We start from the raw sequence: 24017 nt of genomic DNA on the forward strand, positions 1-24017 counted from the left end.
ACGGTTACTTCTCCTGTTAAGCAGGCGGTGGCAACGAGGCCACCCGATCAGTTCAAGGCAAAAGGGCCTCCCTTTGACTCCAATCACGGAGCCATCGGGAGGCCTTTGTCATTTCAGCTATACCGACCGAGACGCCGACGGGAACCGGCGCGGGGAGGGGACGGAGGACGAGCGTGGACCGGCCAGGCCGAGGCGTTGCACGCCCACTATCCGACGATTTTGCCCACCCGAGAATGGACAAGGACGTCCGATCACTACGACGGGCCTCCTCACTTGCAACGCAGTCAACCCCGGGGAGGGTTAGATGACGAAGTCTTCAAAAGAGATTGAAACGTTGGAAAGCGTCGATCACGCACTCGGCGAAGAATATGAGCACGAGCCTGTACCGATGGCGGCAAGGCGATCCACGTTCTCCGTGACAACGGTATGGATCGGCTTTCCAATGATCATCACCGGGGCCATGACCGGCTCGATCCTCGTGCTCGGCATGGGCTTCACCAATGCGCTTTGGGCGATGATCATCGGCAACCTCATCATGTTCGCCTATGTCGGCGCACTGGGAGTTCTCGGCACCAATCGCGGCATGAACTTCGCCCTGCTCGCGTCGATCGTGTTCGGCCGCAAGGGCTACGTCTTCGCCTCCGGACTGCTCTCCACGCTTCTTCTCGGCTGGTACGCCGTGCAGACCGGCATCACCGGCGCGCTCATCAGTTCGGCCTACAACCTCAACTATGTGGCCATGACGGTCGTAGCCGGCCTGCTCTACATCGGCATCACCTTCATCGGCGTACGCGGGCTGCACCTGATAGGCCTCGTCTCCGTGCCGCTGTTCGTGGTGCTCGGTCTATGGGTCATCTTCGACTCTGCCTCGACCACCACCTGGGCCGCGATCGCCGCCTATCCCGGCAATAATGGCGCGGCAACCATGTCGATGGGCGTGGGCCTGACCGTGGTTATCGCGCTGTTCATCGACGCCGGTACGGTGACCGCCGACTTCAACCGATGGGCCAAGGACACGAAGGGGTCGCTGATTGCTACCTTCAGCGCGTTCCCGTTCGCCAACCTCGTCGCCATGCTGGTCGGCGGTATCATGACGGCCGCGCTCGCCGTGCCGAACGCCAACCCGTTCGGCGCCGACAATATGTTCGGCTACATGAACGGCAAGCAGATCGCATTCCTCAGCCTGATCGCTTTCCTGTTCCTCTATCTCAACCTCGGCTCGGTATGCGCGCATTGCCTCTACAACGCCGCTACCGGCTGGTCGCGGATCCTCGGCTCGCGCATGAGGCTGATGGCGATCGTACTTGGCGCGATCGGCATCGTCGTAGCCGCCGGCAACGTGTGGGCCTTCTTCATCGAGTGGCTGTCGCTGCTCGGCATCCTGGTGCCACCGATCGGCGCGATCATCCTGGTTGACCAGTACCTATTCCGAAGGACTTCGGAGATCGACCGCGACTGGAGGCCGTCGGCCTTCATCGCCTGGGCGTTCGGCTCGGCGGTCGCACTCGTCGTCGAATTCTATGCGCCGCATCTTTCGACGGCGATCAGCGCCATGCTGGCCGGCGGCATCGCCTATGCGGTGCTCTGCAAGTTGCCGGCGCCGGCTCGGGCAACCGCGTGAGACATTGGGGCGGGCGGGGCATCCCGGCCCCGCTCCTCCTCGAAAAACAGCAAGAGGACCAAGTATCGATGAGCGACCATGAAATCTATTCGCTGGGCGATTTCGTCCTGCAGCGTGGCGCGACCCTGCGTGATGCGAAACTCGCCTACAAGACATTCGGTACGCTGAATGCGCGCAAGGACAATGCCATCGTCTATCCGACCTGGTACTCCGGCCAGCACATGGACAACGAGTGGCTGGTCGGCGATGGCATGGCGCTCGATCCGGCCAAATACTTCGTCATCATTCCCAACATGTTCGGCAACGGCCTCTCGTCGTCGCCGAGCAACACGCCGGAGCCCTACAACAAGTCGCGCTTCCCGCAGGTGACCGCCTACGACAACGTGCGCGCCCAGCATCGGCTGGTGACGGAAAAATTCGGCATCGAGAAGCTGCCGCTGGTGACCGGCTGGTCGATGGGCGCGCTGCAGACCTTCCATTGGGGGGCGATGTATCCCGACATGGTGGAACGCATCGCGCCGTTCTGCGGGTCGGCGAAATGCTCGCGCCACAACTTCGTCTTCCTTGAAGGCGTCAAGGCGGCGCTCACCGCCGACGCGGCATGGAACAACGGCTGGTACGACAACAAGCCTGAAAAGGGCCTGCGCGCCATGGCGCGGGTCTATGCCGGATGGGGTTTCTCGCAGGCCTTCTACCGGCAGGAACTCGACCTGAAGACACTGGGCTATTCGTCGCTCGAGGACTTCCTCGTCTCCTTCTGGGAGGGCTTCTTCCTGCCCAAGGACGCCAACAACCTGCTCACCATGCTGTGGACCTGGCAGAACGGCGACATCTCCGACAATGATCTCTACGAGGGCGATTTCAAGAAGGCGCTGCGTGCGATCAAGGCCAAGGCCTATGTGATGCCCGGCCGCACCGACCTCTATTTCCCGCCGGAAGACAGTGAGTTCGAGGTGGCCAACATGCCGAATGCCAGGTTCATCGCTTTCGAATCGATCTGGGGGCATTTCGCCGGCGGCCCTGGCACCAGCGTTGAGGACGTCAAGTTCCTCGACCGCAAGCTTAAGGAACTGCTCGCGAGTTGACCGGTATGCCGGCCCGCCGCAAGATGGCGGCGGGCCGCGGACGGGGGAAAAACGACCAACGACAACAAGAAGCGGTCGGACCCCGGGGGAACGAAGAAAGGGAGCGTGGTTTGACGAGATCAAGCAATACCTCCGAGCCGTGGCGCGTCGGTGTGCTCTTTTCGCGCACAGGTTTCATGGCGGTTATCGAGGAAACGCAACTGCGCGGAACCCTCACGGCCATCGATGAGATCAACAACTCTGGGGGTGTCAACGGCCGGCCGATCGAGCCAACCGTCTACGATCCGGGATCGGAAGCGCGCGCCTTCGGGCGGCTCGCCAAGCGGCTGATGGTCGAAGACGGCGTCAGCACCATTTTCGGCTGCTACACTTCGTCGAGCCGCAAGGCGGTGCTGCCGGTGGTGGAGCGGCTTAATGGGCTGCTGTGGTACCCGACGCTCTACGAGGGCTTCGAGTTCTCGCCGAACGTCATATACACGGGCGCGACGCCAAACCAGAACAGCGTGGAGCTCTGCCGTGTCCTGATGAAGCTCTATGGACCGCGCGTCTTCTTCGTCGGCTCCGACTACATCTATCCACGTGAATCGAACCGCATCATGCGCGAGCTGATCCGCAACAGTGGCGGCAGCGTGGTGGGCGAGAGCTACGTGCGGCTTGGCGCGACGCGCTCCGAATTCCTGCCGGTCATGCGCGAGGTCAAGAAGGCGCAACCGGACGTGATCTTCTCGACCGTTGTCGGAGACGGAACGGTATTCCTCTATCAGGCCTATGCCGATCTCGGCCTCGACCCGAAGGTCATGCCGATCGCCAGCCTGACCACCACCGAGGCGGAGATCAGGGCTATGGGATTCGATGTGGGCGAAGGCCACATCACCGCCGCGCCCTATTTCCAGGGCATTGGCAACGAGCGCAATTCGTCCTTCGTGCGGCGCTACAAGAAGCGCTACGGCGAGGACGAACCAACCAATATGTGCCTCGAGGCGTCCTACTTCCAGGTCAACGTGTTCGCCAAGACGCTGGAGGAAACCAACTCGATGGACACCGAGATCCTGCGCGCCTCTGTCATGGGATCGGAATTCGAGGCACCGCAGGGCAACGTCGCCATCAACCCGATCTGGGGGCACGCGGACCTGTGGACTCGCGTCGGCCGCGCTAACAGTCTGGGCCAGTTCGATCTCGTCTATGAATCACCGTCCTGCGTGGCGGCCGATCCCTATCTGATCGGCTACAGTCGCAGCATTGGCCAACGGAGCCTTGCACTCGCGTGACACCAGGCAGCCAGAGGGTGCACAACCCGACGTTCGAGACGACCACCATGACGAGAGTCCGTGAAAAGGGACAGCGCGGCGAACGGCAGGAAAAGTCGCCCCCGTCATCGTCCCAGACCTCGGCGAGGACGTTCTGGGACATGAAGGTGGCGGTCATCGTGGAGCGCGACGACGACGGCGAGCGACTAATCCGCGAGCTGCAGAGGATGCGCTGCGGCGTCCATCACGAATGGCCGATGCCGCAGCAGGTGCCGGCTCAGTTCGACGCGATCTTCTGTGCATTGACCGACGACCTGCCGCAGCGACTGCCGTGGCTTCCCGGCGAGCCGGCCGCGGCGCTGATCGTGGTCGATCATGGCAAGGGAGCGTTGGACCTGACACTGCTGCACAATTGCGCGCCGCACGCTGTTCTGACGTATCCTTCGACGGGCCGCGCCGCGCAGGCGAGCCTGGCGGTCGCGCGCAGCCATTTCCTCTACGAGCGGCGCCTGCGCAGTCGCATCGACAAGCTTGACGACAGCCTGCGCACCACGCGCAGCGTGGAGCGCGCCAAGTCGCTGCTGATCCGCGTCAAGAAGGTCAGCGAGGAAGAAGCGTACAACTATCTGCGACGGCAGGCGATGGAGCGGCGCGTCACGATCGGCGCGGTGGCGAATGCGATAATTGACTCATATGATCTTCTCGGCTAAGCCTCGAAGGGTATTGGCGGCAACGAAGCCGCCTCGAACATACGGGTAACGGGACCTCACGATTTTCGCGGAAGCGAAGCGTGGGGTTTTTTGTTTCTCGAACGGTCGGACGTCTTCGTCCGAAACGTCAACGCGGCGCCGCAGCCGCGTAAAACAACGGCATCAGGGCCTCGAAACGACTGCCTTCCGGCAGCGCGCTTCGAGGCCTTTTTTGTTTGGAACAGGGGAGAAAAATGAAGAACCACCGTCGCAGTTTCCTGAAGGGCACGGCCGCGCTAGGCACGATGTCCCTGGTCGGATTTCCACACATATGGAGCAAGAACTATTCTCTGGCGCGCGCCGCCGACGGCGAGATCAAGGTCGGCGTGCTGTTCTCTCTGACAGGCACCACCGCGATCATCGAAGAGTCGCTCAACAAGGCAACAATCCTGGCGATCGAGGAGATCAACGCAGCCGGTGGCATCAACGGCATGCAGATCGTGCCGGTGATCGAGGACCCGGCCTCCGACCCCGCGACCTTCGCCGAGAAGGCGCGCAAGCTGGTGCTTTCCGACAAATGCGTGTCGGTATTCGGTTCATACACCTCGGCCAGCCGCAAGGCGGTGCTGCCTGTATTCGAGAAGCAGAACAACCTCTACTGGTACCCGACCCTCTACGAGGGCCGCGAGTGTTCGAAAAACGTCATCTACACAGGTGCGGTGCCCAACCAGCAGCAGGACGACTTCGTGCCGTGGCTGGTCGAGAAGTTCGGCAAGCGCTGGTACCTGATCGGCTCGAACTACATCTATCCGAAGGAAGAGAACAACTATTGCAAGAAGCTGCTGGCCGAACTCGGCGCGGAGGTGGTGGCCGAAGAATACGTGCCGCTCGGCCATTCGGAATTCTCTTCCGTCATCAACAAGCTGAAGTCGGAAAAGCCGAACGTCATCTTCTCGACGGTCGTCGGCGATTCCGTGGTGGCGCTGCATCGGCAGTATCACGCCGCGGGCCTCGATCCGCAAACCATGCCGATGGCGAGCCTCACCACCTCGGAGAACGAAGTCGCGGCCATGGGCGGCGCGGCGGCTGCCGGTCATTTCACCTCGGCGCCCTACTTCATGGTCTGGGACTCGCCCGAGAACCACAAGTTCGTCGATGCCTACAAGAAGCGCTGGGGAGCCGACAAGGTCACCCACTTCGTGTCCGAGCCGTCCTACTTCCAGGTCTATCTGTTCAAGCAGGCGGTGGCGAAGCTCGCCGAGAGCGACATCGACCCGAACACCATCCGCGAGGCGGTGAAGGGCGAAGGCCTGGTCGCGCCGCAAGGCAAGATCAAGGTCGAACCGGAAAACCTGCATACCTGGCTGTGGCCGAAGATCGGCCAATGCAAGGCCGACGGACAATTCGAGATCCTCAAGCAGTCGGCCGACTGGCTCGAGCCGTCGCCCTACAAGGCCTATCCGAACCAGCTCTGCACGGCCACAGGCCTGCAGGAAAGCTGACCAAGTCCGCCTTCGGACTACGGTGGTGGCGTCTTGCAGCCACCACCACCCTCTTCGAACTGGAAGCTTGCCGGAATGGAAATCTTCGTTTCCCAGATCATGACTGGCTTGAGCATCGCATCGATCCTGATGCTGGTGGCTCTCGGTCTGGCCATCATCTACGGCGTAACCGGCGTCATCAACCTCGCCCATGGCGAGTTCGTGATGCTCGGCGCCTATGCTGCCTGGTTCCTGCAGACCCAGTTTGGGCTATCTTTGCTTGTCAGTCTCGTTCCGATCTTCATCCTTGTCGCGCTGTTCGGCTGGCTGATCGAGGCGCTCGTCATCCGCCATCTATATGAACGGCCGCTCGACACCATCCTTGCCACCTGGGGAATCGGCGTGATGGCGCAACAGGCGGTGCGGCTGATCGCCGGCGGCGAGCTGCGCTATGTCGAGATGCCGCCCGCGCTGGCGACCAGCGTGACGATCTTCGGGGCCAGCGAATCCGCCTACCGCCTCTTCATTCTGTTCCTGGCACTCGCGCTGTTCGCGCTCACCTGGTGCATCTACCGCTACACGCATTTTGGGCTGAAGCTGCGCGCCATCGCGCAGAACAGAAGCATCGCCTCAAGTTTCGGCATCAATTCGGGCCGCATCTATCGCTTCACCTTCGCCTATGGAGCGGGCATTGCCGGGCTTGCGGGCGCGCTTGTCTCGCCGCTGAAGAGCGTCTCGCCCGAGATGGGCACGACCTACGTGGTCGACGCGTTCATGGTGGTGGTGCTGGGCGGTGTGCAGAGCCTGATGGGCACGCTGGCGAGTTCCGGCATCCTCGGTGAACTCACCGGCTACATCGCCTTCTACTCGAACGATACCATCGCAAAAGCGCTGGTGCTGCTCGCCATCGTCGTTCTGATCCGCTTCCGGCCGCAGGGCCTGTTCGCTGGCCGCGTCAGGACGTGAGCCGGCCGCAAATGCACAGCCAAGGGAAATGAAAGTGCCCGGCAAGACAACCTCCCAGATCGCGATCTACGCGGCGGTCTGCATCGCGATCCTTTTGGTTCCTCTGGTTCTGGACGACGCGTTCCTGCTCAACAAATACGCGCGCTACCTCGTGTTCGGCATGCTCGCGGTATCGCTCAGCCTGTCGTGGGGCTACGCCGGCATCCTGAATCTCGGGCAGGCGATGACCTTTGGGCTGGGCTCCTATTGCATGGCGATGGCGCTGAAGCTGAAGACCATTCCCGTGCATACCGGCTCCGACGGCCTGCCGGACTTCATGGTGTGGAACAACGTCACCGAGCTGCCGTGGTTCTGGATACCATTCCACTCGCTCGCGTTCGGCGTCGCCGCCGGCATCCTCGTTCCGGTGGCGCTCGCCGCGCTGCTCGGCTGGTTTGTATTCAAGGGACGTGTCACCGGCGTCTATGCCGCGATCATCACCCTCGCCGCGATGGTCGTGGTGCAACTCCTCATCATCGACCAGCAGCGCTTCACCGGCGGCTTCAACGGCATCACCGACCTTGCGCAATTCGAGGTCGCCGGCTTCGCCTTCGATGCCTACGGCTCGTCGAGCTACTATCTCGTCGCCGGCTGCCTTGCCGTCACCCTGTTCCTGGCGCTGTTTATCACCAAGAGCAAGACCGGGCTGATCCTGCAGGCGATCCGCGACCAGGAGGACCGCGTCCGCTTCTTCGGCTATGACGTGGCACTCTACAAGATCTTCGTCTTCTCGGTGTCGGCCGGCATCGCCGGCCTGGCCGGCATGCTCTACACGATCGTCATGGAGTTCGCCTCGCCGACCTTCCTCGGCGTGCCGCTCAGCCTTTCCGTAGTCATCTGGGTTGCAGTCGGCGGTCGCCAGAGCTTGCTCGGCGCTATGCTCGGCGCATTGGTCGTGACCGGCGTGCAGGGTGCGCTCTCCGAATCCGAGACCTTCCTGGAGACGTGGACCCTCGTCATGGGCCTGCTGTTCGTTCTGGTCGTGCTGTTCCTGCCGAAGGGCCTTGCCGGCGCGTTCGAGAAGATCGCCGCGCGCTTCGAAAGGACGCCGCCTGGTGCGGTGGCCGAGAGTACAGCCCCGCGGTCCGAACCGATCAAGAGCGGCCGCGAGATCGAGGGCGTGTCATGAGTCCGGTTACCGAAGACCAGCTCATCATGGATCGTGCAAGCGTCTCCTTCAGCGGCTTCCTCGCCGTCTCGGAGTTGACGCTGCGCGTCAGGAAGGGCGAGCTGCGCTGCCTCATCGGCCCCAACGGCGCCGGCAAGACCACCGCGCTTGACCTCGTCTGCGGCAAGACGCGCCTCACTGCCGGAGAGATCCGCTTCGAGGGACGGCCGATCCATCACCTTTCCGAGCACCGCATCGCGCGCGCCGGCATCGGCCGCAAGTTCCAGGTGCCCAGCGTGTTCCGCGAGCTTTCCGTGTGGGACAATCTGCATATCGGTCACTCGCAGCAGCCCGGCGTGTTGGCCAACCTGATAAGATTCCGCCGCAACATCGACGCAGAGGACATCTCGCGGCTGGCTGAACTTGTCGGCCTGCAGGCAGATCTCAAGACACAGGCAGCGCACCTCTCGCACGGCCAGACGCAATGGCTTGAGATCGCGCTGATCCTGGCTCAAGACCCGGCGCTTATCCTGATGGACGAGCCGACCGCCGGCATGACCGCGCAGGAGACCAAGAAGACCGCGCAGTTGTTCGACCGGTTGCGTGGCCGCCACACGCTGGTGGTGGTCGAGCACGACATGGGCTTCGTGCGCGACATCGCCGAGACGATCACGGTGATGCACCAGGGCAAGCTGCTCGCCGAAGGCACGATCGCTCAGATCGAGACCAATCAACAGGTGCGCGACGCCTATCTGGGCTCGGGAGGGATCGGCCATGCTTGAGTTGGCGGGCGTAGACGGCTTTTACGGCCGCAGCAGGGCGCTGCAGTCGGTTTCGATGAAGGTCGATAGAGGCGATTTCTTCAGCGTGCTCGGCCGCAACGGCGTCGGCAAGACGACACTTCTGCGCACCATCCTCGGCCTGATGAGCCGCACCACAGGGTCGATACGGCTCGACGGCGAGGAACTGGTCGACAAGCCGACGCACGAGCGCGCGCTGGCCGGCATCGGCTACGTGCCCCAGGGCAGAGGCATTCTGCCGGCCTTCACGGTGCGCGAGAACCTGATGGTCGGCACATTCGCGACCAGAGGCGGCGGCGGCCGCATCGCCGAATGGGTGCTCGATCTATTCCCGATCCTCAAGGAGTTTCTCAACCGCCGTGGCGGCAACCTTTCGGGCGGCCAGCAGCAGCAGCTTGCGATCGCCCGCGCATTGCTTTCGGAGCCGAAGGTGATGCTGCTCGACGAACCAACCGAGGGCATCCAGCCCAACATCGTCGAACAGATCGAACAGGTTCTGATCGACCTCAACCGCAAGCAGGGCCTCACCATCGTCCTGGTCGAGCAAAACATTGCATTCGCGCGCCGCGCCTCGAAACACTTCGCGATTTTCAACCGGGGCAGCGTCGCCGTCGGCGGGTCGATCGACCAGCTGAGCGACGGCCTCATCCACCAGCACCTCGTCGTCTAGGCGGGCGTTCGGCAACCACAGAGGAGTAGCGAAAATGTATCATGGCGACATTTCGAGCAGCAACGACACGGTCGGCGTTGCCGTCGTCAACTACAAGATGCCGCGGCTGCACACGCGTGACGAGGTGCTGGCCAATGCCCGCAACATCGCCGACATGCTGATGGGCATGAAGCGCGGCCTGCCGGGCATGGACCTTGTGATCTTCCCGGAATATTCCACGCACGGGATCATGTATGACCAGAAGGAGATGTATGAGACAGCCTCAGCCATCCCCGGCGAGGAGACCAAGATCTTCGCCGACGCCTGCAAGAAGGCGCGGGTGTGGGGTGTCTTCTCGCTCACTGGCGAACGCCACGAGGAACACCCGAACAAGGCGCCTTACAACACCCTGATCCTGATGAACGACCAAGGCGAGATCGTGCAGAAATACCGCAAGATCATGCCGTGGGTGCCGATCGAGGGCTGGTATCCCGGCGACTGTACCTATGTTTCGGAAGGGCCGAAGGGGCTGAAGATCAGCCTGATCATCTGCGACGACGGCAACTACCCGGAGATATGGCGCGACTGCGCCATGCGCGGCGCCGAGCTGATTATCCGTTGCCAGGGCTACATGTATCCGGCCAAGGAGCAGCAGATCCTTATCTCGAAATCGATGGCCTGGGCGAATAACGTCTATGTCGCGGTCGCCAACGCCGCCGGCTTCGACGGCGTCTACTCCTATTTCGGCCATTCCTCGATCATCGGCTTCGACGGCCGCACGCTCGGCGAATGCGGGACCGAGGAGAACGGCATCCAGTATGCCCAGCTCTCGCTATCGCTGATCCGGGACGCCCGCCGCAACATGCAGTCGCAGAACCACCTCTTCAAGCTGCTGCACCGCGGCTATACCGGCCTGATCAACTCCGGCGACGATACGCGTGGCCACGCCGCCTGCCCGTACAACTTCTATCGGCAGTGGATCACCGATCCCGAGGGCACCCGCGAAAAGATCGAGGCGATGACCCGCCAGACCGTCGGCACGCCAGAGGCGCCGATCGAGGGCATCCCCAACAAGGTTGCGGCGCATCGCTGAGCGATTTCCGCACCTGGCGCGCCCCGACGGACATCAGGCCGGGGTGCGCATCCGCTGATGCCCGGCTCGGAGACTGGAGAACATGCAGGCAACCACGAGCGCCGCCCAGAGGCTGGCGGCGCAGGATCACGCGCTCGACGATTTCCGCATTCTCGACGAGCCGTACTACCGTCCCGTAGCGAATGAGGTGGCGCTGTTCGAGGCCGTCTATGCCTCGCGCATGCCGGTCATGCTCAAGGGCCCGACCGGCTGCGGCAAAACGCGTTTCGTCGAGCATATGGCGTGGAAGCTCGGCCGGCCGCTGATCACCGTCTCCTGTCATGAGGACATGACCGCATCCGATCTGGTCGGCCGCTACCTGCTCGACGCCGACGGCACGGTCTGGCATGACGGGCCGCTGACGCTCGCCGTACGCTCCGGCGCGATCTGCTACCTCGACGAGATTGTCGAAGCGCGTCAGGACACGACCGTGGTCATCCATTCGCTGACGGATGACCGCCGTATCCTGCCGCTTGAGAAGAAGAACGAGGTGCTGAAGGCGCATCCCGACTTCCAACTCGTCATCTCCTACAATCCGGGCTACCAAAGTGTGCTCAAGGATCTGAAGGAATCGACCAAGCAGCGCTTCGCCGCGATAGGCTTCTCCTATCCGGAGTCCGCCGTCGAGGCCGAGATCGTCGCCGCCGAGGCGGGCGTCGACCAGAAGACGGCCGACACGTTGGTGCGCATCGCCCAGCGCTCGCGCAACCTAAAGGGCCATGGACTCGAGGAAGGCGCCTCGACGCGCATGCTCATTAATGCCGGCCTGCTCGTCGACAAGGGCATCCCCATCGCCGAGGCCTGCGCCGTCGCGCTGGTGCTGCCGATCACCGACGACCCCGACATGCGCGACGCGATGCAGGCGGCGATCGCCGCTTCGATCTGAGGCGGATCGGCATGCCATCCGGGGACGACAGCCATGCGCCCGTTCCGTTGCGACGCTATCCGAGCGCCTTTCACGACAGCGCGGAGCACGAGGCGGCGCTCGCGGCTTTTCCAGCGGAGTTCTATCCAGCCTGGGTGAAGGCCTGTCGTCGGCTTGCCGGTGCAGGCTACGGCGGAACGGTGGCCGACGACTATCAGCGGCTCTCCCCGCAGGTGGCGCAGGTTGCAGGTCCCCAGCAGGCGCTGGAACTCGCATCCGCAGCCTCGGGACTTGCGATCCGCGCCGGGCGTGGACCTGCGGCGCTGCTCATTCGCGCGTCGTCCTCGGCAGCGAAACGCCTCCGGGACAATTTTTCGGAATGGCTTGCCCTGGTTGATAGAACCGCCATTCATGCTCCGGAATCGATGAGTGCGATCCTTGAGCGCACCGACCTTCTCCTCTCGCATCTTGACCTCAACGGCCTGGAATCCTGGCTGCGCATCGGCATCCGTGCCGCGAATGGCGATCCGCAGCGCCGCCGCCGCTTTTTCACGCTGGAGGATCCGGAGGCCCAGCACTGGTTGCAGCGCGAATCCGGGGTCGTCGGCTTCCTGGACTTCGAGACGAGGCTGAAGCCATACCTCACGGCACTGTGGGGGTTGAGTGTGCCGCTGCGCGAAGTGCCGCCGGACGCTCCCGAGCAGGTGAAGCGGCGGCCCGGCTTCGACGGCGCGGTGATGCGCCTGCCGGCTTCATTCCCAGGATTCTCGGCTAGCGATTCGGAAAGCCTCTACCGCGCAGCAGTTGCCCATATCGGCGCGCATTGCACCTTCACGCGCGCGAAATTTCCAGTCGGCGGTCTGAAGCCGGCCCAGATCGCTTTGGTGTCCCTGATCGAGGACGCGCGCGTGGAGCACTTGGCGATGCGCGCGCTTCCCGGACTGCGCAACCTCTTCGTGCCGTTCCACGTCGCCCAGCCGTCCGGTCCCTCCACCGCGCCAAATCTCTTTGCGCGGCTGTCACGGGCGCTGCTCGACCGCGCGCATGACGATCCCGACGGATGGGTGCGCAAGGGACGTGATGCGTTCTTCGCGGCCGAAGCCGAATGGCAGGACCAGAGGCTAAGCCGGCGCATCGGCGACCTGCTGGGCAACGATCTCGGCCAGATGCGCATCCAGTTCGACCAGAGAAGCTACATTGTTCAACCGGCCTATCGCGACGACAATCTCGGACTCTGGGATTTTGGCGAAGACGAACAGCAGACGCTTAATGCAGAGCAGGTGTTCGAATCCGCTCGGCTGCGCCAGGAGGAGGATGACAGCCGGCCGCCCGATCGAGAAGAGACCGAGCAGCGGCCCGACGAAACCGCCGGTCGCCTGACCGCGGTCGAATCCGCGGCGGGTGGGGTGCCGGTCGCGCGCTATCCGGAGTTCGACTATGTGACGGGCCGCGACAGGCCTGAATGGACGACCGTCAAGGAATACCCCGTTGCCATCGGCCGCGTGCAAGACATCGCGCATTTGCGGGAAGAACGGTCCGACATCGTCAACAGGCTTACGACACTTATTCGCGCCGCGCGCGTCAGCCGCGCCGAGCGCCTGCGGCGGCAGCCGGAAGGCGAGTTTCTCGACATGGACGCCTGCATTGACGCAACCATAGCGCGTCGGGTCGGGGAAGTGCCGCGAGACCGCGTGTACGGCCGCTACGAGCGGCGCAGCCGGGATCTGTCGACGCTGCTCCTGCTCGACACCTCGAAATCGACGGCCGAATTCGTGCGTGGCTCGGCGCGAACGGTTCTCGACATCGAGCGGCAGGCAGCCGCCTTGCTCGCGTACGCCATGTCCGAACTTGGCGATCCGTTCGCCGTCGCCGCCTTCGCTTCCGATCAACGGGAAGATGTGCGTTACCTGCGCATCAAGGACTTCGGCGAGGAATACGACCGGACAGCCGATGCAAGGCTGGCGGGCCTCGGCAGTGGCCTTTCGACACGGCTTGGCGCCGCCATTCGCCATGCGGGAACCGATCTGTCGCGGCAGCGCAGCTACAGGCGGCTGCTTCTGGTGGTCACCGACGGGGAGCCTTCGGACGTCGATGTGGACGATGACCGCTATCTCGTCGAGGACGCCCGCAAGGCCGTCTTCCATCTGCGGCGATTGGGGATCGACGTCTATTGCGTCGGTCTCGACACCGAAGCGAGGCCGCCGCTCGATCGCATCTTCGGCTCGCGCAACGCCATCACGATCTCCAGGCTGGAGAGCCTTCCCGAGCTTCTCCCTACTCTGTACCTGTCGCTCAGGAAATAGGCCGCGCTCGTGCGCAGGCAGGTAGCGCCTCCATTTCTGAAATCCGTTTGACGAGATGTCCTTTCGGGGCGACGCGCAGCTACGCTTGCGGACGTCGCCAACCGCCTCGAAGCGGGAGGAAAAGCCGGTAGGGGACATCGGTCAAAGTCAAAAAGGTGCTTGCGGGCGATTGTCCATATCATTTACGTTCGGCGACATCGATTTGTAAGGATCAATAGATGCATCTGTGTTTGGGGCTGGATGACAGGCCGAAGATCGCTCGGCCGACCGGCATCGATTCTCGAAAGTTCTGGACTTTTCGGCCCACGCTGCCGGTTTGCGGAAACTGAGCGCTGAGAAGGGGCCATGGTCCCCGGTTCACGTACGGTTCCATCGATTTTGATTTCAAGCCATTGCCCCGGATCGCGGGGAGGAGGACCAAGTGCCCGACACAGCAGATTTGGCAGCCGATAAGAGTTCACCCGGAGGGCGCCGCGCAAGCGGCCTGCGGCTTGGAGTCGATGTCGGCGGCACATTCACCGATCTCCTTCTCCTCGATGAGAAGAACGGCCGGACCTACATGGCCAAGGTTCCTTCGACGCCGCAGGACAGTTCCGTCGGCGTCCTCAACGGGATCGAGAAGATCTGCCGCACGGCCGGCGTCGATCCGCAAAACATCACCGAAGTGATGCACGGCACCACGGTTGCCACGAACACCGTCTTGACGTCGTCCGGCGCCCTCGTCGGCCTGGTGACGACGAAGGGTTATCGCGACACGCTCCAGATCGCGCGTTCCTACGTTCCGGGAGGCCTCGGCGGCTGGGTCATCTGGAACAAGCGCCCGCCGCTTGCGCCTCTCGAGTTCACGATCGAAGCCGACGAACGCATGGATGCGCGCGGCAACGTCATCGTGCGGCTCGACGAGCAGGCGATCCGGCGCGACCTCGAGAAGTTGCTCGCATCCGGCATCGAGGCGCTGACCATCGCGCTGTTCAACAGCTATACCAACGACGCCCACGAAAGGCGCATCGCCGAGATCGCCCGCGAGATCGCTCCGAACATTCCGGTCTCGACTTCCGCGGCGGTCATGCCGGAGATGTACGAATACGAGCGCACCGAAACGACGGTCGTGAACTCCTACGTCCGCCCGGTCGTCTCAAAATATGTCGCCAACCTGCAGGGCGAGATCCAGCGCCGCATGGGCGGCGACGTCAACCTGCGCATACTGCGGTCGGATGGCGGTCTTTCGTCGGCTCAGGGCGCGATGGACCAGCCAGTCAACCTGCTGATGTCGGGGCCGGCTGGCGGCGTCGCCGGCGCGCTGTGGATCGCCAAGCAGGCGAAGATCAAGAACCTGCTGACCTTCGACATGGGCGGCACCTCGACCGACGTCGCGCTGATCCAGAATTCGGTGGCGCGCACGCGCCGCGAGACCAGGGTGGGCGACGTAACCGTTCGGGCGCCTTCGATCGACGTTCGTACCGTGGGGGCGGGCGGCGGGTCGATCGCCTATATCCCGGAACTCACCAAGGCGCTCCGCGTCGGCCCTCAATCCGCAGGGGCCGTGCCCGGTCCGGCAGCCTACAAGAAGGGCGGCGAGCAGCCGACAGTGACGGACGCCAATGTCGTTCTCGGCTATCTTCCGTCCGATGCCAAGCTCGGCGGCGACATGGAGATCAGCCGCGAACTTGCCACCCAGGCGGTCGGCAAGATCGCAGAAACGCTGTCGATCTCGGTCGAGGACGCGGCCGAAGGCATCGTCCGCATCGTCAACGAGAACATGGTCGGCGCCCTGCGTCTGGTCTCCGTCGAACAGGGCTACGATCCGCGTGACTTCGCGCTGATAGGCTTTGGAGGCGCGGGGCCGCTGCACGCCAATGCGTTGGCGCGTATCGTCAAGTCGTGGCCGGCCGTCATCCCTCCCGGGCCAGGCGTGCTGTGCGCCTATGGCGACGCGACGACGCGGCTGCGCAACGAAGCTAGCCAGACATATGTGACGCTAGTCCGTGCCACGTCGGACGCCGAGATCGGCGCGAAGCTCAAGGAACTCGCGGCCTCGGCGGCCAAGGAACTCACCGACGAAGGCGTGTCCACCAAGGAGCAGACGGTGCTCTACCAGGTTGACATCCGCTACAAGGGCCAAGGCATGAAGCTGACGGTCGACATCACGCCGGCCGACTTCGCCGCCGAGGGGCTTGCGGGCGTCACCCGCCGCTTCGATGCGGAGCACGAGCAACTGTTCACCTTCGCCCTCGACGCGGAGCATGAACTTGTCGGCCTGCGCGCGGTCGTCCAGGGCGCGGAAAAGAGCTTCGTCAACCCGGAGGCTGCCCGGGACGGGACCGATGCCTCGGCGGCTCGCACACATCCGACCCGCATCTACGCGGACGGGGCCTGGCGGGACGGCCACATCTACGACCGCGGCAAGCTGAAGCCGGGCAACAAGGTCCCGGGACCGGCCGTCGTGACGGAGATGGATTCAACCACGGTGATCCTGCCCGACCATGTCGGCGTCATCGACGACGTCGGCAACATCCTGATCTGGCCCGCCGACCACAAGAACGCACGCTGAGGGGACCGACATGCCCGCCCGTATCATCGAGACGAACACCACCCCGTTCAGCCGCGTCGCGGTCGATCCGATCTCGCTCGACATCGTCGAGAACGCGCTGCGCAATGCCCGCAACGAGATGGACGCGGTGCTGTTCCGCACCGCCATGTCGCCAGGCATCCGCGAGCAGCACGATGCCTTTCCGATGATTGCCAACCATGAAGGCAAGATGGTTGTCGGCCAGTTCGGCAGCTTCCTCTACGGCTTCATCGCCGGCTATGGCGGCACGATCGAGGACGGCGACATCTTCATCACCAACGACCCGTACAGTTGCGGCGGCGCGGTCAGCCACCTCAACGACTGGCTGCTGATGATGCCCATCTTCCACAACGGCAAGCTGGTGAGTTGGGCGGCGATGTTCGGCCACATGACCGACGTGGGCGGCAAGGTGCCGGGATCGCTGCCGACCGACGCCAAGATGATCTACGAGGAAGGGATCATCATCCCTCCGACGAAGATTTATCGCAAGGCGCAGCTTCAGGACGAGATCCTGAACATCATGCTGCACAACACCCGCATGCCGGAGTGGAACAAGTCCGACTTCTTCGCGATCATCGCCGCGCTCCGGCTGGCCGAGCGACGCGTGCGCGAGAACATCGAGCGCTTCGGAGCCGACGAGTACATCTCGGCCATGTGGGACATGCTCGACCGCAACCGGGCGGCGATGAGCGCGATCATCCAGATGATCATTCCCGAAGCGAAGGACGGCAAGAAGGCCTATTTCGAGGACTGGATCGACGACGACGGCATGGGCAACGGTCCCTACAAGATCGCCTGCTCGCTCCATCGCGAAGGCGAGATCGCGTATTTCGACTTTTCCGCAAGCGATCCGCAGAGCTTCTCGTCGATCAACTTCCTGCTCAACGAAGAAATGTTCAAAATGTTCTTCGGAGCGTTCACGATCAATTTGTTCGACCCGCAGATCCTGTTCAACGACGGTTTCTACGACCTCGTCAACGTCCACATTCCCGAAGGCTGCATCCTCAAACCGAAGAAGCCCGCCGCGCTGTCGTGCCGGACGCACATGCTGGGCCGCATCTTCGACCTGATGGGAGGCTTGCTGGGGCAGGGGGCGCCGGATGCGCTCAACGCAGCCGGCTTCTCCGACAGCCCGCACTTCATGTATTCGGGGTTCGACAAGGACGGAGAATGGTATCAGCTCTTCCAGATCGGCTTCGGCGGGGTGCCGGGACGCCCGGCCGGCGACGGGCCTGACGGTCACTCGATGTGGCCGGCCTTCACCAACGTGCCGAACGAGTTCCTGGAAGCATACTTCCCGCTCCGGATCCGCGAATACTCCACGATCCCCGACAGCGGCGGCGCGGGCCTTCATCGCGGCGGTAACGGCATCGTCATCGCCTACGAGATGATGGAGAAGGGCGAGGTCTCGATCCACGACGACCGCTGGCTCACTTATCCGTGGGGCGTCAATGGCGGCCAGCCAGGCTTGCGCTCGACCAAGTGCCTCGTCCGGACGGATGGAACCGAGGTCAACATCCCGTCGAAGTGCGACCGCATCGAGGTCAACCCCGGGGACATCCTGTACTTCAACACCTGGGGCGGCGGCGGTTGGGGCGATCCGGCTGCGCGCCCGGCCGAAACCGTCCTCGCCGACGTCAAGCGCGGTCTTGTCACCGAAGCCGGCGCGAAACGCTACGGCGTGGTCATCTCCAACGGTGAGGTCGATCAGGCTGCGACCAGGACGCTTCGCCAGGAGATGAGCGCGAAACCGAAGCGGGAGGGACTGTTCGATCGCGGGTTCACGTCGATCGAGGAGCTCAAGGACCGGTGCAAGGAGGAAACCGGCTTCGATGCGCCTCGCGCGCCGGTCTTCCGCAAGCAGTTCCGGATGGCGGCCGAGTAACGGCCGCCGAGCTGAGATCCTTTGCGGGCGCTGCGGATGCGGCGCCCGCTTTTCTACGGGCGGTATGCGTGATCCGTCACCAGGCCGCTCGGTATATCGCGAGCGCATCTTGCTCGCTCACCTCGCGCGGGTTGTTCACCAGCAGCCGTTGCTGCTTCATCGCGTCGCTTGCCATCTTCGGCAGCGCATCCTCGCCGATGCCGACGTCGCGCAGCCGTGGCGGCAGGCCCACCCTTGCGGAAAGAGCGACAAGTTCTTCGATGAAGGCCGAGCAGCGCCCCTGCGCGCCTTCCTCGCGCGAAATGTGCGGGAAGGCATCCGCCGCTATCTCGGCATAGAGATGTGCGGCGTCGGCTGCGTTGAAGCGCAGCACGTGCGGCAAGACCAGCGCGTTCGAAAGTCCATGCGGGATATGGAACGTGCCGCCGATCGGATAGGCCAGCGCATGCACGGCCGCCACCGGCGAATTGGCGAAGGCCTGGCCGGCCAGCATGGAGCCGAGCAGCATGTTCCCGCGGGCCGCGATATTGCGGCCATCCGCGACGGCCGTCTCGATATTGGCGCCGAGCAGCCTGAGCGCCTCCCTTGCCAGCATCTTCGACAAGGGATTGTTGTTCGCGCTCCTGGAGGCATAGGCCTCGATGGCATGGACCATCGCGTCGATGCCGGTCGCAGCGGTGATCGCAGGCGGCAGGCCGATGGTCAACTCGGCGTCGAGCACGGCGATGTCGGGCAGGATGACGGGCGAGGAGACGCCGCGCTTCTCCTCGTCTCCGACCGTGATGATGGAGACTGGCGTCACCTCGGATCCGGTTCCGGCAGTCGTCGGCACCAGCGCCAGCGGCAGGCGAGGTCCCTTGGCCTGGCCGACGCCCCACGCCCCGTCAAGATCTTCGCCGGATCCGATCAGCAGGGCGGCGAGCTTGGCGACGTCGAGCGAGGAGCCGCCGCCGAAGCCGGCGATGCCGGTCGCGCCCGCGGCCTTTCCGGCCTCCACGGCCTTCATCAGCGTCGCCCGCGACGGGTCTGCCTCGACGGCGTCAAATACCGTCACTCGGGCGCCCTTCTCTTCAAGTGAAGCAATCGCGGCATCGCACAGCCCGAGCTTCCTCAGTCCCGGATCGGTGACGAACAGGACCGACGGGCCGAGCCTGCCGCCTGCAACGGCGCCGAAGCGCCGCGCCGCGCCGGATTCGAACACGAGCGAAGGGGTGGTGTTGAATGTGAATGGGTTCATCCTGTCATCCTCCGGATCCGACGGGGTGGCGAGTCTTCTATCTTCGAACCGTCCTGATGCGCCGCTGCCGCGCGACTCAGGGCATGCAGGCGCCCACTGTTGGCCCACGGCTCCTGGCCGGTCATGTAGTCTCTATCCGGACGGAGAAGGAAGCGGATGGGTCCGAAAATGTTCTCCGCCGCCGCCGGCCACCTTCAGCGTCGCCACGAAGGCACAGCCGATGTCACCGGCGCCACCGACGATCGCGATACTGCGGGGCCATCAGTCGTTGCGGCCGCGCAGCGACTGGAGGAACGCGATGGTTTCGGCTTCGGAGACCACATCGGCGTATTTGGCGTTCATGTCGAAGAGATTGGCCTCGTGCGGCGCCGGGTGGCGGTCGCCGCATGCCTCGCGCACGACGCTCGTGCGGAAGCCGTAGGACATGGAGTCGATGCAGCTCGCCCGCACGCAGCCCGACGTCGTGAGGCCGGTCAGGATCAGGCTGTCGATGCCGGCGGCCGTCAGCGTCGAGGCGAGCGAGGTGCCGAAGAAGGCGCTCGGATACTGCTTGGTCACGACGATCTCGTCGGGTCGCGGCACGAGCCCGTCGGCAAATTCCGCGGTGCGCTCACCCACGACGAAGGCCTTCAGCGGCTTCGCCTTCTCGAAGAAACGGCCGCCATTGATGCCGCCCGGCTGATAACGCACCTCGGTGAGCACGACCGGGATGCCGGCTTCGTGTGCCGCCTCGCGCAGGCGCAACGCGGACGCCAGGGCGTCCTCGACACCGGCATAGAGATCGCAGCCCTTGTCGAAATAGGCATGTGCGAAGTCGATCAACACCAGCGCCGGCTTCCGCCCGAAGCCGACCTTGTTCGAATAGGCCCGCTTGTAGTTCTCGGCGAGATCGTCGGTCATGGCAGCCTCCGGGTCAGACCTGTGCGAACTTCTTCTCGAACGCCCAGACGTCCTCGAAGCCGACGAGCTTGTTGAACTCGGCGAACGAGTAGAGCTCGATGTCGGCCGATGTCTCGCCGTTCCTGGCGAGATCGGAATAGGCTTTCTGGAGTGCTGCGCCCACGGACAGGAAGCCGATCGCCGGATGGATGGCGATCGAATAGCCCATCTCCTGGAGACGCGCTGCCGGCAGCATCGGCGTGCGGCCGCCATTGACCATGTTCGCGAAGAGCGGCGCGTCGATCTGGTCGGCGATCATCAGCATCTCCTCCTGCGACTCCGGCGACTCGACGAACACCACGTCGGCGCCGGCCTTGGCAAAGGCCTTGCCGCGCCGGATCGCCTCGTCGATGCCGAGCGAGGTGCGCGAATCTGTGCGCGCAATGATGAGGAAATCGTCGCTGCGCCGGCTGTCGACGGCAACCTCGATCTTGCGGACCATGTCCTCAAGCGGCACGACACGCCGGTCGGGCGTATGACCACACTTCTTCGGAAACTCCTGGTCCTCGATCTGGATCGCGGACACGCCGGCATCCTCGTAGCCGCGGATCGTGTGACGCACGTTGAGCAGGCCGCCGTAGCCGGTGTCGGCGTCGGCGATCACCGGTTTGGTCGTCATCTTCACCATCTGCGCGATGCGTTCGATCATGTCGCGATAGGTGGCGATGCCTGCATCGGGCAGGCCGAGATAGGAGGCGACCGTGCCGTAGCCGGTCACGTAGAGCGCCTTGAAATCCTGGCGGTCGGCGATCAGCGCTGAGATCAGGTCGAAGATGCCGGGCGCAAGGATCAGTTCCTTTTTCGCTAGGGCGGCTTTGAGGGCTGGATCGGCCATAAAATCCCGTCTTTCTTTGTGGTCAGTGGTTGGCGAGCAGCTTGCCGAAGCGCTCGAAACGATGATCAATCCCGGCCGCGCGCGCCTCGCCTAGGGTCTGTTGATATTCAGGCCATGGCGGTCTGCAAACGGCGGCTTTCTGCGCTTCCGGTACTCATGTACTTGAACGTACACTCCGTTCCGGTTCTCGAAATCCACCATTTTCGACTCGCCCTGACCTGAATCTCAACAGACCCTAAGTTGGCCCCTCAAATGCCGGCAAAGGCGATGCCGGAAAATATCAGGATGTCTGTGCCCAAACCGGATTGATTTGTCCAGACATTTGCAATCTTCTTGATGGGGCCACTGTCTGCACCGGCGCCAGCCGAAAACCTTGCACCGCGGGGGAGTGTGGGTGAAAAGCACAGGAGCCGGCCGGACGGCCGGACGCGGCATCCCGGAATCGATGACCATGAGCGACGAGACGCCGACGACCGAAGCCGACAACACCGCGGACGGTCCCCGTTATGCTCGCATCCAGAAGGTTCTCGAAGAGAGGGTCATCGAAGGCACGTATCCGCTCGGCAGCCTGATGCCGACCGAGATCGAACTCGCGACCGAGTTCGCCACGAGCCGGTTCACCATCCGCGAAGCGCTTCGCTACCTGCGCGAGCACGGCTATGTCGAGCGCCGGCAGGGCGTCGGCACGCGAGTCGTTTCCGTCCGGCCTCAATCGACCTTTCAGCAGTCGTTCCGGTCGCTGGAGGAACTGTTCCAGGTCGCGGTCGAAACCTGGTTCGTCATTCTCGACAAGGCGCGGGTGACGCTGTCGCCCGACCTTGCCGAACTTGTCGGCGGACTCGCGGGCGAGGAGTGGTTCGTCATCAGTGGCGTGCGCTGGACCGCGCCCGGCGGCAAGCCAATCTGTTTCGTGCAGAGCTATATTCCGGCACGGTTCGAGCATGTCGTTCCGCTGCTCGAGAACCACCAGGGACCGTTCTTCTCCTTGCTCGAGCGTCATTCCGACGGCAAGATCGAAGAGGCGGTTCAGGAGATCCGTGCGCTGCCCATGCCGCCCGAGATCGGCCGTCATCTCGGATTGAAGCCGGGCGCGTGGTCCCTGCAGCTCCTGCGCCGGTATCTCACCGACAGCGGCGTGCTGATCGCCTCCTTCAACTGGCATCCAGCCGACCAGATGAGCTATGTGATGCACATCCACCGCGCCAAACCAGCGCCGGAGTGATGATGCCCTGAAGACTGGGCGACCGCCATCGCCGCCGAGGAGCGGGAAAAATCCGTCCGGCCGTCGAGCTTGATTTGCGGTGTCCGGCGAGGCTCGTCAGGACGTGTCGGGACATTCCAGCGCGTAGACGGCCAGCGCGTGGGCGTGGGCCAGAATCTCGTCGATCTCGCGGATGTTGCGCGGATGGATGGCTGTCGGGTCGTATCGCGACAGCCGGCCGCCGGGCGGACGACCGCGCCGCAGCGGCGAGAGACGGCGGAACCGGACCGCGGCCTGCTTGCCTTGCGCGACCGCCGCGGCGCTGATTTCCCTGTCTCGCGCGCGTGCTGCGTCGTGGCGCGCCTTCCAGCGGGCGAAGCGACTTGCCTGTCCCGGCAGGTCGTCGAGTGCGCGGCCCAACGCCTCCAGCCGTTGGCCGAGGCGCGCCGCGTCAATCGGATCGTCCGGCGTTGGCGGCGGCGGCAGCGGGCGGCATGGCGAGTCGTCAAAGAGCGACCTGATGCGCGGGGCGGCATGTGCCGGGACATAGCGGCGGCGGACGCGGAACGGATTTTTGAGCGGATCGAGAAGCGACAGGTTCAGGATACGAGGACGGGCGGCGCGCAGCGCGGCGGCTCGCCTGGCCGCTTCGGCCCGGGCAAAGTCGGCATTCGACATGGTGACGGCGATGCCGAGGCGGCGCAGCACGGTCTCGTTGGTTTTCGGTTTCGGTTTTCGCGGGCGCAGCGGCGGCAGGGTCACGACGATGCCGCGCGCCGCCGCGATGATCAACCGCCGCGCCGCGGATTCGGCCGGACGCAGCAGTTTTAGGATGGCGCGGTGAAGCTGGCGCGGCAGGGTCGACCCGCCATCGGCAAAGCCGGCCATCGACACGAGCATCAACAGGATGCGCTTCAGCGCTTCCCGGTTCTTCTCGATCGGCCCGCTCCCGTCCATTGAAAATTCCCTTCGCCAGCTCGTCCGGCCGATGAGCATGAGGCCGGTTTTCGGGAGGGGGATAGGAATTTTGTGCGCTGGCGTTTCGCACCCTGGGCGGAAGAAGGCGGGGCCAGCAAAAACAACGGCTTGGCGGCGTTGACCGGCGTGCAGCCAAGAATATTTTACGGCTGGGACGAACGTTCCATCCCCGTTTCCGAGGCGGAAAATCCGGAGAAATCCGGGGACAGTTTACTCAATTCCGATCCCCGCACTGCCGCCGCGGCAGCGTTTGAACCCGGAATTGAGTAAACTGTCCCCGGATTTCGAGCCGATACCGGCTGCGACGCCGGCCGTTCCCATGACCGCAATGCGAAGTGAATGCGTAGTCGATGTGAACTCCCGGAAGAGCCGGGGTCAGCCGCGCAAG

Annotated in this window: 20 protein-coding genes; 16 read left to right on the top strand and 4 right to left on the bottom strand. The window is 63.7% G+C overall.

Annotated elements, in window-relative coordinates:
• The first annotated feature begins 304 nt into the window (after nt 1-304).
• From RB623_RS26005 to RB623_RS26070, 14 genes are all read left to right on the top strand, one after another.
• On the top strand, nt 305-1621 hold the full coding sequence (locus tag RB623_RS26005) for a cytosine permease (protein WP_308060026.1): 1317 nt from the start codon (nt 305-307) through the stop codon (nt 1619-1621).
• 68 nt (nt 1622-1689) lie between these two features.
• A complete protein-coding gene (locus tag RB623_RS26010; RefSeq protein ID WP_308060027.1) occupies nt 1690-2706 on the top strand; it encodes an alpha/beta fold hydrolase in 1017 nt (338 codons plus the stop codon).
• A gap of 110 nt (nt 2707-2816) precedes the next feature.
• Nucleotides 2817-3974 carry a transporter substrate-binding domain-containing protein gene (locus RB623_RS26015; RefSeq protein WP_308060028.1) on the top strand — a complete coding sequence of 386 codons (1158 nt, stop codon included), beginning with the start codon at nt 2817-2819 and terminating at the stop codon, nt 3972-3974.
• A gap of 140 nt (nt 3975-4114) precedes the next feature.
• Nucleotides 4115-4663 carry an ANTAR domain-containing protein gene (locus RB623_RS26020; protein WP_308060029.1) on the top strand — a complete coding sequence of 183 codons (549 nt, stop codon included), beginning with the start codon at nt 4115-4117 and terminating at the stop codon, nt 4661-4663.
• Nucleotides 4664-4896: 233 nt separating this feature from the next.
• Nucleotides 4897-6144 carry a transporter substrate-binding domain-containing protein gene (locus tag RB623_RS26025; RefSeq protein ID WP_308060030.1) on the top strand — a complete coding sequence of 416 codons (1248 nt, stop codon included), beginning with the start codon at nt 4897-4899 and terminating at the stop codon, nt 6142-6144.
• A gap of 75 nt (nt 6145-6219) precedes the next feature.
• Nucleotides 6220-7089 (top strand): urea ABC transporter permease subunit UrtB, encoded by an 870-nt coding sequence (gene urtB / locus RB623_RS26030; protein ID WP_308060031.1) that lies wholly within the window; start codon nt 6220-6222, stop codon nt 7087-7089.
• A 28-nt stretch (nt 7090-7117) separates the two neighbouring features.
• Nucleotides 7118-8257 (top strand): urea ABC transporter permease subunit UrtC, encoded by a 1140-nt coding sequence (gene urtC, locus RB623_RS26035; RefSeq protein ID WP_308060032.1) that lies wholly within the window; start codon nt 7118-7120, stop codon nt 8255-8257.
• A complete protein-coding gene (gene urtD, locus RB623_RS26040) occupies nt 8254-9018 on the top strand; it encodes an urea ABC transporter ATP-binding protein UrtD (protein WP_308060033.1) in 765 nt (254 codons plus the stop codon). Before urtC ends, urtD begins: the two co-directional genes overlap by 4 nt.
• On the top strand, nt 9011-9706 hold the full coding sequence (urtE, locus tag RB623_RS26045) for an urea ABC transporter ATP-binding subunit UrtE (RefSeq protein ID WP_308060034.1): 696 nt from the start codon (nt 9011-9013) through the stop codon (nt 9704-9706). Before urtD ends, urtE begins: the two co-directional genes overlap by 8 nt.
• Before the next feature lie 34 nt (nt 9707-9740).
• Complete coding sequence (locus tag RB623_RS26050) at nt 9741-10778, top strand: aliphatic amidase (RefSeq protein ID WP_308060035.1); 1038 nt, start codon at nt 9741-9743, stop codon at nt 10776-10778.
• A gap of 82 nt (nt 10779-10860) precedes the next feature.
• Nucleotides 10861-11703, top strand: a complete 843-nt coding sequence (locus RB623_RS26055; RefSeq protein WP_308060036.1) for a CbbQ/NirQ/NorQ/GpvN family protein — start codon at nt 10861-10863, stop codon at nt 11701-11703.
• Between the two features lie 11 nt (nt 11704-11714).
• Entirely contained in the window at nt 11715-13985 is a 2271-nt protein-coding gene (locus RB623_RS26060; protein WP_308060037.1) for a nitric oxide reductase activation protein NorD, read from the top strand.
• A gap of 421 nt (nt 13986-14406) precedes the next feature.
• Nucleotides 14407-16536 (top strand): hydantoinase/oxoprolinase family protein, encoded by a 2130-nt coding sequence (locus RB623_RS26065; protein ID WP_308060038.1) that lies wholly within the window; start codon nt 14407-14409, stop codon nt 16534-16536.
• A gap of 10 nt (nt 16537-16546) precedes the next feature.
• A complete protein-coding gene (locus tag RB623_RS26070; RefSeq protein WP_308060039.1) occupies nt 16547-18439 on the top strand; it encodes a hydantoinase B/oxoprolinase family protein in 1893 nt (630 codons plus the stop codon).
• 76 nt (nt 18440-18515) lie between these two features.
• On the opposite strand, the gene RB623_RS26075 is transcribed toward RB623_RS26070, so the two are convergent.
• The 3 genes from RB623_RS26075 to RB623_RS26085 all read right to left on the bottom strand — a co-directional run bounded on the left by RB623_RS26075 (nt 18516) and on the right by RB623_RS26085 (nt 21450).
• On the bottom strand, nt 18516-19676 hold the full coding sequence (locus RB623_RS26075; protein WP_308060040.1) for an iron-containing alcohol dehydrogenase: 1161 nt from the start codon (nt 19674-19676) through the stop codon (nt 18516-18518).
• A 261-nt stretch (nt 19677-19937) separates the two neighbouring features.
• On the bottom strand, nt 19938-20576 hold the full coding sequence (locus RB623_RS26080) for an isochorismatase family protein (protein WP_308060041.1): 639 nt from the start codon (nt 20574-20576) through the stop codon (nt 19938-19940).
• Nucleotides 20577-20589: 13 nt separating this feature from the next.
• Nucleotides 20590-21450: an isocitrate lyase/PEP mutase family protein gene (locus RB623_RS26085; protein ID WP_308060042.1), complete on the bottom strand. Its 861-nt coding sequence runs from the start codon at nt 21448-21450 to the stop codon at nt 20590-20592.
• A gap of 394 nt (nt 21451-21844) precedes the next feature.
• Between RB623_RS26085 and RB623_RS26090 the strand changes: the two genes are divergently transcribed.
• A complete protein-coding gene (locus RB623_RS26090) occupies nt 21845-22672 on the top strand; it encodes a GntR family transcriptional regulator (RefSeq protein WP_308060043.1) in 828 nt (275 codons plus the stop codon).
• Nucleotides 22673-22768: 96 nt separating this feature from the next.
• Here RB623_RS26090 and RB623_RS26095 read toward each other — a convergent pair whose 3' ends face one another.
• The gene (locus RB623_RS26095; protein ID WP_308060044.1) at nt 22769-23608 is read right to left on the bottom strand and encodes a hypothetical protein; all 840 of its coding nucleotides are present in this window, start codon (nt 23606-23608) and stop codon (nt 22769-22771) included.
• 72 nt (nt 23609-23680) lie between these two features.
• Between RB623_RS26095 and RB623_RS26100 the strand changes: the two genes are divergently transcribed.
• On the top strand, nt 23681-23899 hold the full coding sequence (locus tag RB623_RS26100; protein WP_308060045.1) for a hypothetical protein: 219 nt from the start codon (nt 23681-23683) through the stop codon (nt 23897-23899).
• Nucleotides 23900-24017 lie beyond the last annotated feature (118 nt).

This window comes from Mesorhizobium sp. LHD-90, from assembly GCF_030929505.1.
Taxonomy (GTDB): Bacteria; Pseudomonadota; Alphaproteobacteria; order Rhizobiales; family Rhizobiaceae; genus Kumtagia.